At 73.8% G+C, this 16,178-nt stretch carries 12 protein-coding genes; 6 read left to right on the top strand and 6 right to left on the bottom strand.

Annotated features, from left to right (window positions below):
• Positions 1-163 precede the first annotated feature (163 nt).
• A complete protein-coding gene (locus tag ACFQSB_RS21725; protein ID WP_380828694.1) occupies positions 164-793 on the top strand; it encodes an NUDIX hydrolase in 630 nt (209 codons plus the stop codon).
• Positions 794-1,068: 275 nt separating this feature from the next.
• Here ACFQSB_RS21725 and ACFQSB_RS21720 read toward each other — a convergent pair whose 3' ends face one another.
• Positions 1,069-1,542 (bottom strand): MarR family winged helix-turn-helix transcriptional regulator, encoded by a 474-nt coding sequence (locus ACFQSB_RS21720; protein ID WP_380828693.1) that lies wholly within the window; start codon positions 1,540-1,542, stop codon positions 1,069-1,071.
• A gap of 113 nt (positions 1,543-1,655) precedes the next feature.
• On the opposite strand from ACFQSB_RS21720, the gene ACFQSB_RS21715 reads away from it, so the two are divergent.
• A complete protein-coding gene (locus tag ACFQSB_RS21715; protein WP_380828691.1) occupies positions 1,656-2,762 on the top strand; it encodes an epoxide hydrolase family protein in 1,107 nt (368 codons plus the stop codon).
• A gap of 93 nt (positions 2,763-2,855) precedes the next feature.
• Here ACFQSB_RS21715 and ACFQSB_RS21710 read toward each other — a convergent pair whose 3' ends face one another.
• The 3 genes from ACFQSB_RS21710 to ACFQSB_RS21700 all read right to left on the bottom strand — a co-directional run bounded on the left by ACFQSB_RS21710 (position 2,856) and on the right by ACFQSB_RS21700 (position 5,263).
• A complete protein-coding gene (locus ACFQSB_RS21710; RefSeq protein WP_380828690.1) occupies positions 2,856-3,839 on the bottom strand; it encodes an aldo/keto reductase in 984 nt (327 codons plus the stop codon).
• Positions 3,840-3,972: 133 nt separating this feature from the next.
• On the bottom strand, positions 3,973-4,779 hold the full coding sequence (locus ACFQSB_RS21705; protein WP_380828688.1) for an SDR family NAD(P)-dependent oxidoreductase: 807 nt from the start codon (positions 4,777-4,779) through the stop codon (positions 3,973-3,975).
• Between the two features lie 34 nt (positions 4,780-4,813).
• The gene (locus ACFQSB_RS21700) at positions 4,814-5,263 is read right to left on the bottom strand and encodes a MarR family winged helix-turn-helix transcriptional regulator (RefSeq protein WP_354849317.1); all 450 of its coding nucleotides are present in this window, start codon (positions 5,261-5,263) and stop codon (positions 4,814-4,816) included.
• Between the two features lie 130 nt (positions 5,264-5,393).
• On the opposite strand from ACFQSB_RS21700, the gene ACFQSB_RS21695 reads away from it, so the two are divergent.
• The gene (locus ACFQSB_RS21695) at positions 5,394-8,678 is read left to right on the top strand and encodes an efflux RND transporter permease subunit (protein ID WP_380828686.1); all 3,285 of its coding nucleotides are present in this window, start codon (positions 5,394-5,396) and stop codon (positions 8,676-8,678) included.
• Between the two features lie 140 nt (positions 8,679-8,818).
• Here ACFQSB_RS21695 and ACFQSB_RS21690 read toward each other — a convergent pair whose 3' ends face one another.
• Positions 8,819-9,949, bottom strand: a complete 1,131-nt coding sequence (locus ACFQSB_RS21690) for a lipase family protein (protein ID WP_380828684.1) — start codon at positions 9,947-9,949, stop codon at positions 8,819-8,821.
• Between the two features lie 445 nt (positions 9,950-10,394).
• Here ACFQSB_RS21690 and purB point away from each other — a divergent pair, with 445 nt between their 5' ends.
• The 3 genes from purB (at position 10,395) to ACFQSB_RS21675 (ending at position 13,462) form a co-directional block, all read left to right on the top strand.
• Positions 10,395-11,822, top strand: coding sequence for an adenylosuccinate lyase (gene purB / locus ACFQSB_RS21685; protein WP_380828683.1), 1,428 nt, complete (start codon positions 10,395-10,397; stop codon positions 11,820-11,822).
• A gap of 215 nt (positions 11,823-12,037) precedes the next feature.
• Positions 12,038-12,559, top strand: coding sequence for a GNAT family N-acetyltransferase (locus ACFQSB_RS21680; protein WP_380828682.1), 522 nt, complete (start codon positions 12,038-12,040; stop codon positions 12,557-12,559).
• Between the two features lie 102 nt (positions 12,560-12,661).
• Entirely contained in the window at positions 12,662-13,462 is an 801-nt protein-coding gene (locus ACFQSB_RS21675) for an SAM-dependent methyltransferase (RefSeq protein ID WP_380828681.1), read from the top strand.
• 118 nt (positions 13,463-13,580) lie between these two features.
• Here ACFQSB_RS21675 and ACFQSB_RS21670 read toward each other — a convergent pair whose 3' ends face one another.
• Positions 13,581-16,154: a HelD family protein gene (locus ACFQSB_RS21670; RefSeq protein ID WP_380828680.1), complete on the bottom strand. Its 2,574-nt coding sequence runs from the start codon at positions 16,152-16,154 to the stop codon at positions 13,581-13,583.
• Between the last annotated feature and the right edge of the window lie 24 nt (positions 16,155-16,178).

The raw sequence follows: 16,178 nt of genomic DNA, 5'->3' as shown, positions 1-16,178 counted from the left end.
GCCATGGCCGAGGCGATCGGCCGCGCCAGGCGGCGTGCCGTCCGCCACGAAGGTGATCCGGTTGCCGGGGCCGCCGGCGATGTGCAAGCCTCGGCGGGACGCATCGGCGCGGGGGCGGTGGCGCGGGCCGCGCACCACCCTTGGTGAGGTACGGGGGCAGGGCATGGGCGAGGACGTGGAGCTTTCCGATCCGCCGAGCGGGGCGCCGGCCGATCCGCCGGCCGATCCGCCGGACGGGGTGCTGGCCGGGGTGCTGGCCCGTTATCGGCCCTCGACCGCGCTGGAGGCCGCCGACCTGGAGCGGACGCGCGCGCTGGCCGCGACCGGTGATCCGTGGGGCCGTTCGACCGCCCTGCATGTGACGGTGTCGGCGCTGATCCTGCACCCGCCCACCGGCAGGGTGCTGCTGCGATGGCACGCGCGCCAGGGGGCGTGGCTGCAGGTCGGCGGGCACGCCGATCCCGGCGAGAGCGACCCGCTCGCCGTGGCGCTGCGCGAGGGCGCGGAGGAGACCGGCCTGGCCGACCTGCGGCCCTGGCCGCCCTGCTCCGCCGCCGAGATCGCCCACCTGGTGATCGTGCCGGTGACGCCGAGCCCCCGCGAACCGGCTCACGAGCACGCCGACCTGCGGTTCCTGCTGGCGACCGGCACCCCTGACGCCGCCCGGCCGGAGAACCCCGAGGCGCCGCTGCGCTGGCTGAGCGTCCAGGAGGCGATGGAGCTGACCGGCGAGCCCAACGTCCGCGAGACCCTGGCCCGCGCCGCCCGCCTCCTCGGCGGCCACCAGTCCTGAGCGGCGCCCCGCTTCGGCGCCGCGGTTCGGCGCCGCGGCCACCAGGCGCCGGCCGCGGCCCCGGCCAGGCGAGTGCGGCCTGGTGCGGTGACCGCGTACGTTCACCGGGCGCGGCTCTCCGCCCCCGGCCATGTGCCGCAGTGATCGGCGCCGGGTCGGCGGGTCGTGGTACGGCGATGCCGGCGCCTGCTGCGGCGCCCGAGCCGGTGAACGCTCGTGGACGGCGCACTTGGCACGAGGGGACGTTTGGCGCCGATGCCCGAGGCCGTCGCGGCTCACGGCTCGATGAGCGTGCCTGTCCGGCGGTCGTGGTGGTCCGACAGTCTGGACAGCAGCTCGACCAGCCGCTGTCGCTCCTCGGGTGACAGCGGCGCCAGCAGTTGGTCCTGGCATTCGGCCAGCCGCTTCTCCAGCCGCCGCAGCTGCCGCCTGCCCGAGGCGGTCAGCGAGATGATGTTGCGCCGCCGATCGGAGGGGTCCGGGGCGCGCTCGACCAGTTCCCGCTCGGTGAGTTCGTTGATCGCCGCGACCATGTCGCTGAGGTGGATGCCGCTGCGGCGGCCCAGAACGGCCTGGCTGGCCGGGCCGAACTCCTCCAGTGTGGCCAGCAGGCGGTAGTGGTAGCCGCGGGCGCCGACGGAGGAGAACGCCTCGCCGACCAGGCGGCGCGCGTGGTCGGCGGTCCGGCCGAGCAGCCGGCTGGGCAGGCCCTCCCAGTGGGGGGGCGTCTCCTCGGAGGGGTTCTCCATGGGGCGAGTCTAACTAATCGTTCGGTGCACTAATGACCGTGCTATCGTTCGACGGGCAAACGTTAGTGCCTCAAACATTCGGGTACCGAATGAACGCCTCCAGAGGAGAGACCATGATCAAGCCGTTCAGCATCGCCATCCCCCAGGCCGACCTCGACGATCTGGCCGACCGGCTCTCCCGCACCCGCTGGCCCAACGAGGTCGCCGGTGCCGGGTGGGACTACGGCTTCCCGCTGGCGCGGCTCAAGGAACTGGCCGAATACTGGCGCACCGGATACGACTGGCGCCGGCACGAGGCCGAGCTCAACGAGCTTCCGCACTTCACCACCGAGATCGAGGGGCAGAACATCCACTTCGTCCACGTCCGGTGCGCCAAGCCCGACGCGCTGGCGCTGGTCCTCACCCACGGCTGGCCCGGTTCGTTCCTGGAGTTCCTCGACGTGATCGAGCCGCTGTCGCGCGACTTCCACCTGGTGATCCCGTCGATCCCGGGGTACGGCTTCTCCGGGCCGACCCGCGAGCGCGGCTGGGACATCGTCCGGATCGCGCGGGCCTGGGCCGAGCTGATGCGCCGGCTCGGGTACGAACGCTATGGCGCGCAGGGCGGCGACTTCGGCGCGGGCATCTCCATGGCGCTCGGTGCGGTGGCGCCCGAGCGGGTCGTCGGGGTGCACGTCAACTTCCTGCCGACCCGGCCGGCGCCGGACGCCGACATCGAGCTGTCGCAGACCGACGAAGCCCGGCTGGACAAGGTCCGGCAGCTGATGGCGAATCGTCCGCCGTACCAGGCCCTGCAGGCCCTCACTCCGCAGACCATCGGCTACGCGCTGACCGACTCGCCGGTCGGCCAGCTGGTCTGGATCGCCGAGCGCTTCGCCCAGTGGACCGGCCCCGACTCTCCCGTCAGCGACGAGCGGATGCTCACCGGCATCTCGCTGTACTGGCTGACCGCCACCGCGGCCTCCTCGGCGCGGCTGCACCACGACACTCCGCGGGGAACGCCGCCGTGCCCGGTGCCGGTCGGCGTGGCGGTGTTCGCGCACGACATCACCCAGCCCGTACGACCGCTGGCCGAGCGGCTGTACGACATCAGGCACTGGTCGGAGTTCCGGCGTGGCGGTCACTTCGCCGCGATGGAGGTGCCGGAACTGCTCGCCGAGGACGTCCGGCACTTCTTCCTCACCCGCGTCGAATACGACCCTCCGGCCACCACCCGCTAGAAGACCCCGCCGCCCGGGCTCCGCGGGCCTGCCGGGCTCCGCGGGCCGGTAGGGGGAGCGGAGTCGGCGGAGTCGGCGGGAGCCGCGCCGGGTTCAGGAGGTGATGCGGGGGAGGGTGGCCGCGGGGTAGCGGGCTCCGGCGGCGGCGCCCTTGGGGGCGGCCTTCTCCAGCAGCGCCAGCTCCTCGCGCGTCAGCGCGATGTCGAGCGCGGCGACGTTCTGCTCCAGGTAGGCGCGCCGCTTGGTGCCGGGGATGGGCACGATGTCCTCGCCCTGCACCAGCACCCAGGCCAGGGCCAGCTGGGCCGGGGTGACGCCCTTGTCGCGGGCGATCTGCTCCACTCCCTCGGCCAGCGCGCGGTTGGCGGTGAAGTTCTCGCCCTGGAAGCGCGGGTTGGAGGCGCGGAAGTCCTCCGGGCCCAGCTGGTCGGTGCTGGTGATCGCGCCGGTGAGGAAGCCGCGGCCGAGCGGGCTGTAGGCGACCAGGCCGATGCCGAGCTCGCGGAACAGCGGGAGCAGTTCGTCCTCGATGTCCCGGGTGAACAGGGAGTACTCGTACTGTCCGGCCGTGATCGGGTGGACGGCGTGGGCGCGGCGCACCACGTCGGGGGCGGCCTCGGAGATGCCGAGGTGGCTCACCTTGCCGGCGGCGACCAGTTCGGCCATGGCCCCCCAGGTGTCCTCGATCGGCACCGAGGGGTCGACGCGGTGCTGGTAGTACAGGTCGATGTGGTCGACGCCGAGCCGCTGGAGCGAGGCGTCGCAGGCCTTGCGCAGGTAGTCGGGGTGGCCGTTGACGCCGACGCGCGTGCCGTCGGGCCGGCGCTCGACGCCGAACTTGGTGGCGAGGACGACCTGGTCCCTGCGCCCGGCGATCGCGGCGCCGACCAGGCGCTCGTTGGTGAACGGGCCGTAGATGTCGGCGGTGTCAAGGAAGGTGACGCCGAGGTCCAGCGCCCGGTGGAGGGTCGCGGTGGACTCGCCGTCGTCGCCCTGCCCGTAGAACTCGCTCATTCCCATGCAGCCGAGTCCGAGAGCGGAGACGGTCAGGTCCCGGCCGAGGGTGCGCTGTTTCATGGCTGGTCCTCCTCGATGCTCTGGCGGTGGCGCCGGCCTCGGGGGTTGCCGGCGCCTCCCATAGTCGTTCCTGGACCACGCTCCAGGTCAAATCCCGTCCCTGTGACTTACTTTGTAAAGCGGGATGGCCGGGTCAATGAACCGAGAAGCCACCGTCGACGCAGATCGTCTGGCCGGTGATGTACTCGGCGGCGTCGCTCGCCAGCAGCACCGCGATGCCGGCGAAGTCGGACGGCTCGCCGTTGCGGCCCACCATAGAACGCGCGGCCAGGGCCTCCACCCGGCCGGGGATCGCCTGGGCGGGCTCGGTGAGAGGAGTGAGCACGAACCCGGGCACGACGGTGTTGCTGCGCACCCCGTGGGGTGACCACGCCTCGGCCTGCGAGCGGGTGAGCCCGGTGACGGCGGCCTTGCTGACCCCGTAGGCGCCGCTGTCGCCGAAGGCGCTGATCGACTGCTGGGAGCCGACGTTGATGATGCGCCCCCAGCCGCGCGCGGCCATGCGGGGGCCGAAGTGCTGGCCCAGGATGTAGGGGGCGGTGATGTTGAGGCGCATCGTCGCCTCGTAGTCCTCGGGGGTGAGCTCGTGCATGGGCCGGCGGATGTTGTTGGCGGCGACGTTGACCAGGATGTCGATCTCGCCGAAGAAGCCGGCGGCCTGGTCGCACACCCGGCGCACCTGGCCGGGGTCGCCGAGGTCGGCGGAAAGGACGGCGACCGGGACGCCGTGGCAGCGCAGGCGTTCGGCGGCGGCCTCCAGCTCGGGCCTGCGGCGGGCGACGATGACGACGGCGGCACCCGCGCGGCCGATCGCCTCGGCCATGGCCAGCCCGATGCCGGAGCTGCCGCCGGTGACCAGGGCCGTGCGGCCGGCCAGGGAGAACAGGGTTTGGAGGTGCCCGCCGGGCGCCGGGCGGGTGGTGTCGTCCCCAGTGTGCATGGGGCCCGAAGCTACCAGTGGCGGGCGGGCCGGCTCAGCAGGGGCCGTACAACTCGGCGGCGGCCGCCCGGAGCTTGGTCATCACCTCGTCCAGGCTGCGCAGCGTGGCGGTGTCCAGCCGGTCGAGCAGGCGCCGGTAGCCGGCCAGGCCGGCGTCGACGAGCTCCTCGGTCATGCGCCGTCCGGCGTCGGTGAGCTCGACGCGGCGGATGCGGCGGTCGGCGGGGTCCTCGCGGCGGGTGACCAGGCCCTGGGCGACGAGCCGGTCGACGATGCCGGTGACGGTGCCAAGACCGGTGCCGAGGGCGGCGGCGAGTTCCTGCCCGGAGGCCGAGCCGCTGCCGGACAGGATCAGGGCGACCTTGAGCTGCTGCATGGTGAGGTTGAGGGCCAGCAGCGGCAGCGAGCGGTCGTGGGAGAAGGCGCGTCCCAGGGCGTGCTGCGCCTCGCCGATCCGAGCGATCAGCTCTTCTCTGTCGTCCACTTTCACCTTCCGCGCGGGCCCGGTCAGGTTACCAGGAGTTCATGGCAGTGCTAAATATTCGTTCTACGCGAAGTGTTAGCATTGCCGGAAACTTTTGGCTTCTTCTCCCGCAACCGGAAGGTCCACGCCCATGACCGCTCTGGCCAGGCTCAGCCTCGCCAACCGCAGCCTCGTCATCCTGGTGGCGGTCGTGATCAGCGCGTTCGGTGCCTTCGCGATCCCCTCACTGAAGCAACAGCTGCTGCCCTCGCTGTCGTTCCCCGGGGCGTTCGTGGTGGCGCCGTACGCCGGCGCGGCTCCCGACATCGTCGAGGAGCAGGTCACCAAGCCGATCGAGAGCGGTTTCCAGGGCATCGCCGGCGTCACCGAGGTGACCTCCACCTCCCGTGAGGGGATGGCGCAGATCCAGGTGTCGTTCGAGTACGGCACCGACATCGAGGCGGCGGTGGCCAAGCTGCAGCAGGCGGTCGGCCGGCTGAGCGGGCGCCTGCCGGCCGGGGTGGAGCCGACCGTCGTGGCGGGCAACACCGACGACATCCCGGTGATGGTGCTCGCGGTGGGCGACGGCGGCGACCAGCGCGCCATGGCCGACAAGCTGGACCGCATCGCGGTGCCCGAGCTGCGGGGCCTCACCGGCGTGCGGGAGGTGTCGGTGACGGGGACGCGCGAGCGGACGGTCGTCATCACTCCCAACCTGCTCAGCATGGCGTTGCACGGGGTGTCTCCGCTGTCGATCCCCGAGGTGCTGCGGGCCAACGGCACGCCCATCCCGGCCGGCAGCCTCACCGAGGACGGCAAGACGCTCACCGTGCAGATCGGGCGGCGCATCTCCTCGGTGGAGGATCTGCGCGAGCTGTACCTGACCCCGCAGACGCCGGCGGCGCAGGCCCAGACCCCGGCCGCCGGGCAGGGCGGACCCGGCGGCGCCGGTGCCGCGGGCGGCGCCGGGGGACAGGCGGGCCCCGCCGGAGGACAGCGCGCCGGGACGAGCGGACCGGCGGGCACGGCGGGCGCCGCGGCGGCGCCCAAGCCCAAGCCGGTCAAGCTCGGCGAGGTGGCCACCGTCGAGGAGAAGCCGGCCGACGCCACCACCATCACCCGCACCAACGGCACGCCGAGCCTCGGCATGTCGCTGACCATGACCCCCGACGGCAACGCCGTGCGCATCTCCCACGACGTGCGCGCCAAGCTCCCCGGGCTCACCCGGGCGCTGGGCGACGCCGCCGCGATCACCGTGGTGTTCGACCAGGCCCCCTACGTGGAGCGCTCGATCGAGGACCTGTCCACCGAGGGCCTGCTCGGCCTGATCTTCGCGGTGCTGGTCATCCTGCTGTTCCTGCTGTCGCTGCGCTCGACGCTGGTCACCGCGGTGTCCATCCCGATGTCGGTGGTCATCGCGCTGATCGCGCTGTGGGCGGGGGACTACTCGCTGAACCTGCTCACCCTCGGCGCGCTGACCATCGCGATCGGCCGGGTGGTGGACGACTCGATCGTGGTGCTGGAGAACATCAAACGGCACCTGGGCTACGGCGAGCCCAAACGCGAGGCGGTGCTGGCCGCGGTGCGCGAGGTGAGCGGCGCGGTGACGGCCTCCACCCTGACCACGGTGGCGGTGTTCCTGCCGATCGCCTTCGTCGGCGGCATGATCGGCCAGCTTTTCGCCCCGTTCGCGATCACGGTGACGGTGGCGCTGCTGGCCTCGCTGCTGGTGTCGCTGACCGTCATCCCCGTCCTGGCGTACTGGTTCCTCAAGACGCCGCGCCTGTCGCCGCAGGAGGCGCTGCGGGTGCGGGCGGCGGCCGAGGCCAAGGAGCTGCGCAGCCCGCTGCAGCGCATGTACCTGCCGGTGCTGCGCTTCGCCACCCGCCACCGCCTGGTCACGCTCGTCGCCGGCCTGCTGGTGTTCGCCGGGACGCTGGGGCTGGCGCCGGGGCTGAAGACCAACTTCATCGACTCCTCGGGCAACGACACCGTCAACCTGACCCAGAAGATGCCGGCCGGCACCGACCTGGCCACCACCGACGCGGCGGCCAAGAAGGTCGAACGGGTGCTGTCCTCCATCGGCGAGGTCGCCTCCTACCAGGTCAACGTGGGGTCGGGCGGCACCTTCGCCGGCGGGGTGGGCGGCTCGGCCGACCGGGCGTCCTACTCGGTGACCGTCGCCGAGGGCGGCGACGCCGCCGCGCTGGAGAAGACGCTGCGCGACCGGCTGGCGGGGCTGAGCGGCGTGGGGGAGGTGACCGTCGGCGGACAGGGCGGCGGGTTCGCCTCCGACCGCGCCGAGGTGATCCTGCAGGGCCCCGACCTGGCGGCGCTGCGCTCGGGCGCCGACGCGGTGGCCTCGGCGATGCGCGGCATCGACGGGCTGCGCGATGTGTCCTCCAACCTGGAGGACAGCGCGCCGCGGGTGGAGGTCAAGGTCGACCGGCGCAAGGCGGCGGCCGCGGGCCTCACCGAGGCGGGCATCGGGCAGAGCGTCGCGCAGGCGTTCCGCGGCGCCACCATCGGCCGGCTCACCTTGGACGGCCGCACCAGCGACGTCATCCTGCGCGCCGGCACCGGGGCGCCCGACGATCTGGCCGCGGTGCGGGGGCTCCGCCTGCCCACGGCCGCGGGGATGGTGAAGCTGTCCAGCGTGGCGCAGGTGCGCCAGGTCGCCGGGCCGACGCAGATCACGCGCAAGGACGGCGACCGCACCGCTTCGGTGTCGGCCGCGGCCGAGGCCAGCGACCTGGGCGCCGTCACCGCCAAGATCACCGATCGGATGCGGTCGCTGACCCTGCCCGCCGGGGTCGCCTACAGCATCGGCGGGGTGAGCGCGGACCAGAACGAGGCGTTCTCCCAGCTCGGCCTGGCGATGCTGGCCGCCATCGCCATCGTCTTCATGATCATGGTGGCGACCTTCCGCAGCTTCGCCCAGCCGCTGATCCTGCTGGTGTCCATCCCGTTCGCGGCGACCGGCGCCATCGGCCTGCTGCGCCTCACCGGCACCCCGCTCGGCGTGCCGGCGCTGATCGGCATGCTCATGCTGATCGGCATCGTGGTGACCAACGCGATCGTGCTGATCGACCTGATCAACCAGTACCGCGAGCAGGGGCTGGGCGTGGTGGAGGCGGTCGTGGAGGGCGGCCGGCGGCGACTGCGGCCGATCCTGATGACCGCGATCGCCACGATCTGCGCGCTGACCCCGATGGCGGTGGGCCTGACCGGGTCGGGAGGGTTCATCTCCCAGCCCCTGGCCATCGTCGTGATCGGCGGCCTGGTGTCCTCCACCCTCCTCACCCTGGTCCTGGTGCCGACGCTGTACACGATCGTCGAGCGCACCAAGGAGCGTTTCTCGCGTCGCGGCGGCCGAGGCGCCCACGGCGCGCCCGAGGTCAAGGTCTACGACGCCGAGGCGCTGGCCGGCCGCTGACGGACGGTCCCGGCCCGGGCGGCCGTACACCCACTGCGGCCGTCCCCTGTGGCCGGTCGTGGTGGCCGGTCGTGGCGGGCGCGCCGGCCGAGGTGGACCTCACACTCCTACCGGGGACGCCGCGGCGTGGACCGAGGGGCCTACCGCAGGAGTGAGTCCGTCCACTCGGTCACCTGCCGGGCGATCGCGGGCAGCAGGGTGATGTGGTCGGCGCCGGGCACCGGCAGGAAGGTGACGTCGGTCCCGGCGGCGGACAGCTGCCGCACGGTCAGCTCGGTGAGGGCGAGCGGCACCCCGGCGTCGGCGGTGCCGTGCGCGATGTACACCGGCTTCGGGTAGCGGGCCGCGATGACCTCGTCGTCGGCGAGGGCGCGGGCCATCACCTCCGCCAGCGCCGCGGGGTCCTTGACCACCTCGCCGTTGGTGCGCCCGGCGGCGGCCCCGAGCATCTCCTGGACGCACGCCCGCCCGGCCAGGCGCACCAGCTCCAGCCCGGCGGGGGTGAACCAGTCGGAGGGCCGGAAACCGGGCTCGGTGAGCGCGAGGGTGTGCCCGGTGTAGGGCACGGTGAAGGGGAGTCGCGCGGCCGGGTCGCGGAAGGCCGGGCTCGCCAGTTGGACGCCCCACTGGGTGATCGGGGCCAGGGCGATGGTGCCGGCGTGCCGCAGCGTGGGCGCGTACCGGTGGGCCAGCGCCGCGGCGAACAGCGCGGCGTGCCCGCCCAGCGAGTACCCGGCCGCGACCCACGACCGGGAGACCGGGGCGATGTTCCGGGCGGCCCGCACGATGTCGATCATGTTGTACGCCTCGAACGCGCCGTCGACTCCGGGGCTTCGCGCCGGGGTGCCCAGGCCCTCGCCATCGGTGACCGCGACGGCGTACCCGGCGGCGACCAGCGCCTCCTGCACCGCCCGTTCCCACGGGCTCGGCCCGGTGCGGGACGGCGCGCACGCGTCGCCCAGGCCGTCGAAGCCGTGCCCGAAGGACACCACCGGCCAGCCGCCGGGCGGGGGGCGGCCCGGCGGCAGGGACAGGGTGCCGCCGACGACCGCGGGCCCGCCGTTCCAGGAGGTGGACAGGTACCGCAGCGACCACGACGGCCCGGCGCCGGCGAGCCGCGATGGCTCGGGCAGCGGCTCCAGCCGCACCGGGGTGCCCCGCCACTCCCCGCCGCCCTCCCGCGCCTCGGCCGCGTGCGCGGGTGCGGGTGTGGCTCCGGCGAGCAGCACGAGGGCCGAGGCGAGCGCGGTCAGTGTGCGGAGGATCGGCACGGCGGCTCCAGAGGTCGTACGGACCGGCTGGAGGTAGTCTCCCAAGCGGCGCGGGGGCGTCAAGGCGGGCGCCGCGTCCGGGGGTCGCGGCGGGCGAACCCACCGGACGCTGTCCGGCGGGACGGGCCGAATGCTGAAACTTCCATGGCCAGGGCCCCTCTGCTCGCCCGGCGCCACCTACGGCGTCGGCCCCGGGTCCCGGTGTGGCGCGGGCGGCTGGAGCGTGGGCGCCGCGTGCGGGGTGGGCCGGGCCATGCCATGGCAGGTTGCGCCGTTGTCGCATGTTCCGGGGTTCGGAGTGCCGGCGCGGTACCCGATCGTCGCCTGCTCAAGGGGCGTTTCGGGCGTCGCGGCGGCCGGGTGGCGCCCCGGGATGTGAGGGGTCCGCGGCGAGCGGGGCCTCGCCCGCCGGTGGCCGTCCCCGGGCCCTCTACACTGGGGCGACGTGACCAAGCCGCGTATTCCCAATGTCCTGGCCGCCCGCTACGCCTCGCCCGACCTGGCCCGCCTGTGGTCGCCCGAGCACAAAGTGGTGGCCGAGCGCCGCCTGTGGCTGGCCGTGCTGCGCGCCCAGGCCGAGCTCGGCGTCCCGGTGCCGGCGGGGGTGGCCGAGGACTACGAGGCGGTGGCCGGGAAGGTCGACCTGGACTCCATCGCCGAACGCGAGCGGCTGACCCGCCATGACGTCAAGGCCCGCATCGAGGAGTTCAACGCCCTGGCAGGGCACGAGCACGTGCACAAGGGCATGACCTCCCGCGACCTGACCGAGAACGTCGAGCAGCTGCAGATCCGCGACAGCCTGCTGCTGGTGCGCGACCGCTGCGTGGCGCTGCTGGCCCGCCTGGCCGAGCTGGCCGCCCAGCACTCCGGCCTGGTGATGGCCGGCCGCTCCCACAATGTGGCCGCGCAGGCCACCACGCTGGGCAAGCGGTTCGCCACGGCGGCCGACGAGCTGCTGGTGGCCCTGGCCCGGCTGGAGGAGCTCATCGCCCGCTACCCGCTGCGCGGCATCAAGGGCCCGGTCGGCACCGCGCAGGACATGCTGGACCTGCTGGGCGGGGACGCGGCCAAGCTGGCGGCCCTTGAGGAGCGGGTGGCCGGGCATCTGGGGTTCACCGCCGGGTTCACCAGCGTCGGCCAGGTCTATCCGCGCTCGCTGGACTACGAGGTGCTGACGGCGCTGGTGCAGCTGGCGGCGGCGCCCTCCAGCCTGGCCAAGACGATCCGGCTGATGGCCGGGCACGAGCTGGTCACCGAGGGGTTCAAGAAGGGCCAGGTGGGGTCCAGCGCCATGCCGCACAAGATGAACACCCGCTCGTGCGAGCGGGTCAACGGGCTGACCGTCGTGCTGCGCGGGTACGCCTCGATGGCGGGGGAGCTGGCCGGCGACCAGTGGAACGAGGGCGACGTCTCGTGCTCGGTGGTGCGCCGGGTGGCGCTGCCCGACGCGTTCTTCGCCTTCGACGGGCTGGTGGAGACCATGCTGACCGTGCTGGCGGAGTTCGGCGCGTTCCCGGCGGTGATCGGCGCCGAGCTGGAGCGCTACCTGCCGTTCCTGGCGACGACCAAGATGCTGATGGCCGCGGTGCGGGCCGGGGTGGGCCGCGAGAGCGCCCACGAGGTCATCAAGGAGCACGCGGTGGCCGCGGCGCTGGCGATGCGTGAGACCGGCTCGGCCAACCCGCTGCTCGACCGGCTCGCCGCCGACGAGCGGTTCCCGCTGGACCGCGCCGCGCTGGAGGCCCTGCTGGCCGATCCGGCGCCGTTCACCGGCGCCGCGGCGGCCCAGGTCGCGCAGGTGGTGGAGCGGGTCGCCGAGGTCACCGCCCGCCACCCGGAGGCCGCCGCCTACCGCCCCGGCGCCATCCTGTAACAGGCGAACACGGCTCCGCCCGCCCCTGGCCGTACCAGATGACTTACTTTGTAAAGCCGTCTGGCGTGAACAAAAACCACACCACCAACATCACACCCTTCTCACCGGTCGAAAGGGCCCCGCCGCGTGTCGCTCGCCGTGGGCTCCGCGCGGCGGCCGGTAAGGGGCGGATAACCGGTACCGGCGGTGGCGGAGCGTCTGCTAGGAACGCAGGCGTGATCACTGGAGAACGCGTGCGGATGCGCGCCCTGGAACCGTCGGACGCCGAGACGCTGTGGCGCTGGCACAACGACCCCGAGGTCATGCGATGGATGAGCGACGGCTACCCGCCCTCGCTGGCTCACCTGACCAAGGAGCTGAGCGAGCGCGCGGCCGACACCTTCGGGGACCTCACGCTGATCATCGAGACCCTGGAGGGGCGGACGATCGGCATCGTGGCGCTGCGGGAGGCCGAGCCGGAGGTCGGTGACGCCAGGCTGGACATCTATCTGGGGGAGAAGGACACCTGGGGCAAGGGGTATGCGACCGAGGCGATGCGGCTGATCTGCCGGTACGGGTTCGGGCAGATGCGGCTGCACCGGATCACGCTGACGGCGGTCGCGCAGAACACCGCCGCGCGCCGGGTCTACGAGAAGGTGGGGTTCGTGGAGGAGGGGCGGATGCGCGAGGCGTTCCGGCGGGACGGGGTGTGGCACGACAAGGTCGTGATGGGTCTGCTGGAGGGTGAGTTGCGCTGAGGGGCGTGCCGGGGGCGGCGGGTGCTGCGATGATCGTGGCCGACCGCGTGCCGCCGGCGCCCGCCGCCGGTGGCGTTCCGACTTCACGACGAGGGTGCTGCCATGACCGAGGAGCAGAGGTTAGGGCCGATCGACACCACGACGCCGCATTCGGCGAGGGTGTGGAACTACTGGCTGGGCGGCAAGGACAACTACCCCATCGACCGGCAGGTGGGTGACCAGGTTCGTCAGGTGTATCCGGGCATCGTGGAGGTCGCCCGGCATTCGCGGGCGTTTCTGGGCCGGGCGGTGCGTCATCTGGCCGGTGAGGCGGGCATCGCGCAGTTCCTGGACATCGGGACGGGGTTGCCGACGGTGGACAACACCCACGAGGTGGCCCAGCGGGTGAACCCGGCCAGCCGCGTCGTCTACGTCGACAACGACCCGCTGGTGCTGGTGCACGCGCGGGCTCTGCTCGCCGGCACGCCGGAGGGCGTGTGCGATTACGTGAACGCCGATGTCCGCGATCCGGATCGGATCTTGGCCGAGGCGGCTCGCACGCTGGACTTCACCCGGCCGATCGGGTTGATGATGCTGGGCATCTTGGGCAACGTGTGGGACGACGCGGAGGCGAGCGCCGTCCGCGACCGGCTGGTGGCGGCGCTGCCGCCGGGCAGTTATCTGGTCCTGGAGGACGGCACCGACGCGGTGGACCCCGAGGCGGCGGCCCAGGCGGAGAAGACCCGCGCCGAGGCGGGGGATCCGTACAAGCTGCGCACGCCGCGGCAGATCGCGGCGTTCTTCGAGGGGTTGCGGCTGCTGGAGCCGGGGGTGGTGTCGGTGTCGAGGTGGCGGCCGGAGCCCAGCGCGTGGGGGTTGCCGGAGGAGGTCACCGCGTTCTGCGGGGTCGCGGTCAAGCCGTAGGCGGCCGCTCGGCGTGCTCCAGCGGCTGCGGGGCCGCGTGGGAGGCAGGTCGCACGCGATCACACGGCTGAGGACGGGGCCGAGGAGTGCGGAGACGGGCCGGGGGCCGGGGGCCGCGTCATGGGCGAGCCGGCCGATCAGCCGCGTCCGGCCGTCCGGCCGGTTTCACGTGCGCGTCACCGGCGGGCTGGGCCACGGCCGGTCGATGGCCGCGAGGCAGGGGGGTGATGCGGGCGAGTTCGGCGGGCGGGGGTCCGGTGTGGACGACGCCCAGGCGGGAGGTGGCGCGGGTCAGCGCCACGTACAGGTCGTTGCGGCCCCGCGCCGATCCGGTCGCGATGGCGGCCGGGTCGGCGATGAGCACGGCGTCGAACTCCAGCCCTTTGGCCTGCCGGGCGCTGAGCACGACCGCCGGGCGGGTGAGGTCGGGACGGGGGCCGTAGCAGACGGCGGGTACCGTCTGGGCGATCGCGGCGCCCAGTTCGGCGATGCGCTGCGGGGGGACGATCACCGCCAGGCGTCCGCCCGCGGTCGTCTCTGCGGCGGCGAGTTCGGCCAGCACCTGGGGCAGTTCGGCCGGGGTGGTGCCCATCCGCCAGGGTGGCACGCCGGTGCTGCGTACCGACCGGGGTGGGGGTGTGGCGGGGCCGATGGCGGCCAGCAGGTCCTCGGTGGCCGCCATGATCTCGGCGGGGGTGCGGTAGTTGACCGATAGCCGTGCCAGGCGGAACCGGTGGCCGACGTGCGGGGCGAGGACCTGCTCCCAGCTTGAGGCGCCGGCCGGGTCGCCGGTCTGGGCCAGGTCGCCGACCACGGTCATCGATCGTCCGGGGCAGCGTCGCATCACCGTCCGCCAGGCCATCGGGGACAGTTCCTGCGCCTCGTCCACGATGAGGTGGCCGAAGGCCCAGGTGCGGTCGGCGCGTGCGCGTTCGGCGAGCGTGGAGGTCGTGGCGTGGCGGTGGCGCTCGGCCAGCGCGCCGGCGTCGATCAGGTCGGCGGCGCTCAGCCCGTGGTCCCCGCTGTCATCGCCACCGTCCCCGCCGTTGCCGCTGTTCCTGGCGGGGCGGTCGGCGCCGCCGGCGGTGATGTCGAGCACGCCTTGGGCGTAGGCGACCTGCCGGGCGTGTTCGCGGGCCGCCCGGGCCCGCGTGGCCTGGTCGTCTTCGCCGAGCAGGTCGGCCGCCTCGTCCAGGAGCGGCACATCGGCGGGGCTCCAGCCGCCGCCGGGGGCCCGGGCGAGTAGGGAGCGTTCGGCGGCGGTGAGGCCGGGGGCGGCGCGGCGCAGCCGGTCGGGGTCGGCGTACAGCCGGGCCAGCAGCCGCTGGGGGGTCAGCGCGGGCCACAGGGCCTGCACCGCGGCCTGGACGCCGGGGTCCTGGCGCAGTTCCCGTTCCAGGGCCGGCGCGTCGCGGGGGCCGAGCAGGTCTCCGGGGCCGGCGGGGCCGGCGGTGGGGTCGGCGGTGGGGTCGAAGACGCCGTCCATGGCCGCGAGGTCGGCGTCGATGGCGGCGCCGACGCCGGACTCGGCCAGCACGTCGGCGATGTCGGCTTCCAGGCGGTCGGCCAGGCGGCGGGTGGTCTCGGCCAGTTCGCGGGCCAGGTGGGCGGTGATCTCGCGGGCCAGGACCCGCCGGGCCTGGTTGTGCGGCAGGCCGGTGGCGCGGGCGCGTTCGGCGGCCCGCCCGCAGGTCGCGCCGTCCAGGTGCAGCGGTTCGCCTGCGGCCTCGACGGTGAGGCCTTCGGCGGGCGGGGTCTGGTGCTCGCGCACGGCGGCGGCCACCACGGCGGCCATCTCGGCTCTGCCTTTCAGCGCGGCCACGGCGGGGTCCTCCACGCGGTCGGCGCTCACGCCGGGGAACAGGTCCGCCACGGTGGCCGGCACCGCGCCGGTCTCGCCGAGGCCGGGCAGCACCTGCTCGATGTAGGTGAGGAAGGCGGCGCTGGGGCCGATGACGAGCACGCCGCCTGCGGCCAGGCGGGGCTGGGTGTAGAGCAGGTAGGCGGCGCGGTGCAGGGCGACGGCGGTCTTGCCGGTGCCCGGGCCGCCCTGGACGACCAGCACGCCGCGGTGGGGGGCGCGGATGACGGCGTCCTGTTCGGCTTGCAGGGTGGCCACGATGTCGTGCATGTGGCCGGTCCGTTCGGCGCCGAGGGCGGCCAGCAGCGCGGCCTGGCCCACCACGGGCAGGTCTTGGCCGTCGGCGGGCGGCCGGCCGAGGATCTCGTCGTCCAGGCCGACCACTTGCCGGTCGCGGGTGGCGATGTGGCGGCGTCGCCGCACTCCGTGGGGGGCGGTGGCGGTGGCGGTGTAGAAGGGGCGTGCGGCCGGGGCGCGCCAGTCGATCAGCGGCGGCCCGGTCCGGCCGGTGTCGTCGGTGTCGCCGGTGTCGTCGTGCTCCTGGCGCAGTCCGATGCGGCCGATGTAGCGGTGCTCGCCGTCGTCGAGGTCCAGCCGGCCGAAGCACAGGCCGTTCTCGGCGGCCTCCAGCCGGGCCAGCCGCCCGGCGTGGCGCTGGACGGCGGCGTCGCGTTCGGCGTTGGCCTGGGGGGTGCCGCCGCCCTCTCGTAACGCCGCGGCCAGGCGCGCCGCCGCCTGGCCGCGCAGCGCGTCGAGTCGTTCGTACAGTGTGCGCAGGTGGCGCTGTTCGCCGTCGATCTGCGCGCGCATGCTGTCGTCGTCGTGGGTCACCGGGTCCGCCCTGTTCGTCCGCTG

Origin of the sequence: Sphaerisporangium rhizosphaerae (assembly GCF_042665155.1) — a bacterium.
Taxonomy (GTDB): domain Bacteria; phylum Actinomycetota; class Actinomycetes; order Streptosporangiales; family Streptosporangiaceae; genus Sphaerisporangium; species Sphaerisporangium rhizosphaerae.
This window is presented reverse-complemented; position numbering and strand designations above follow the sequence as displayed.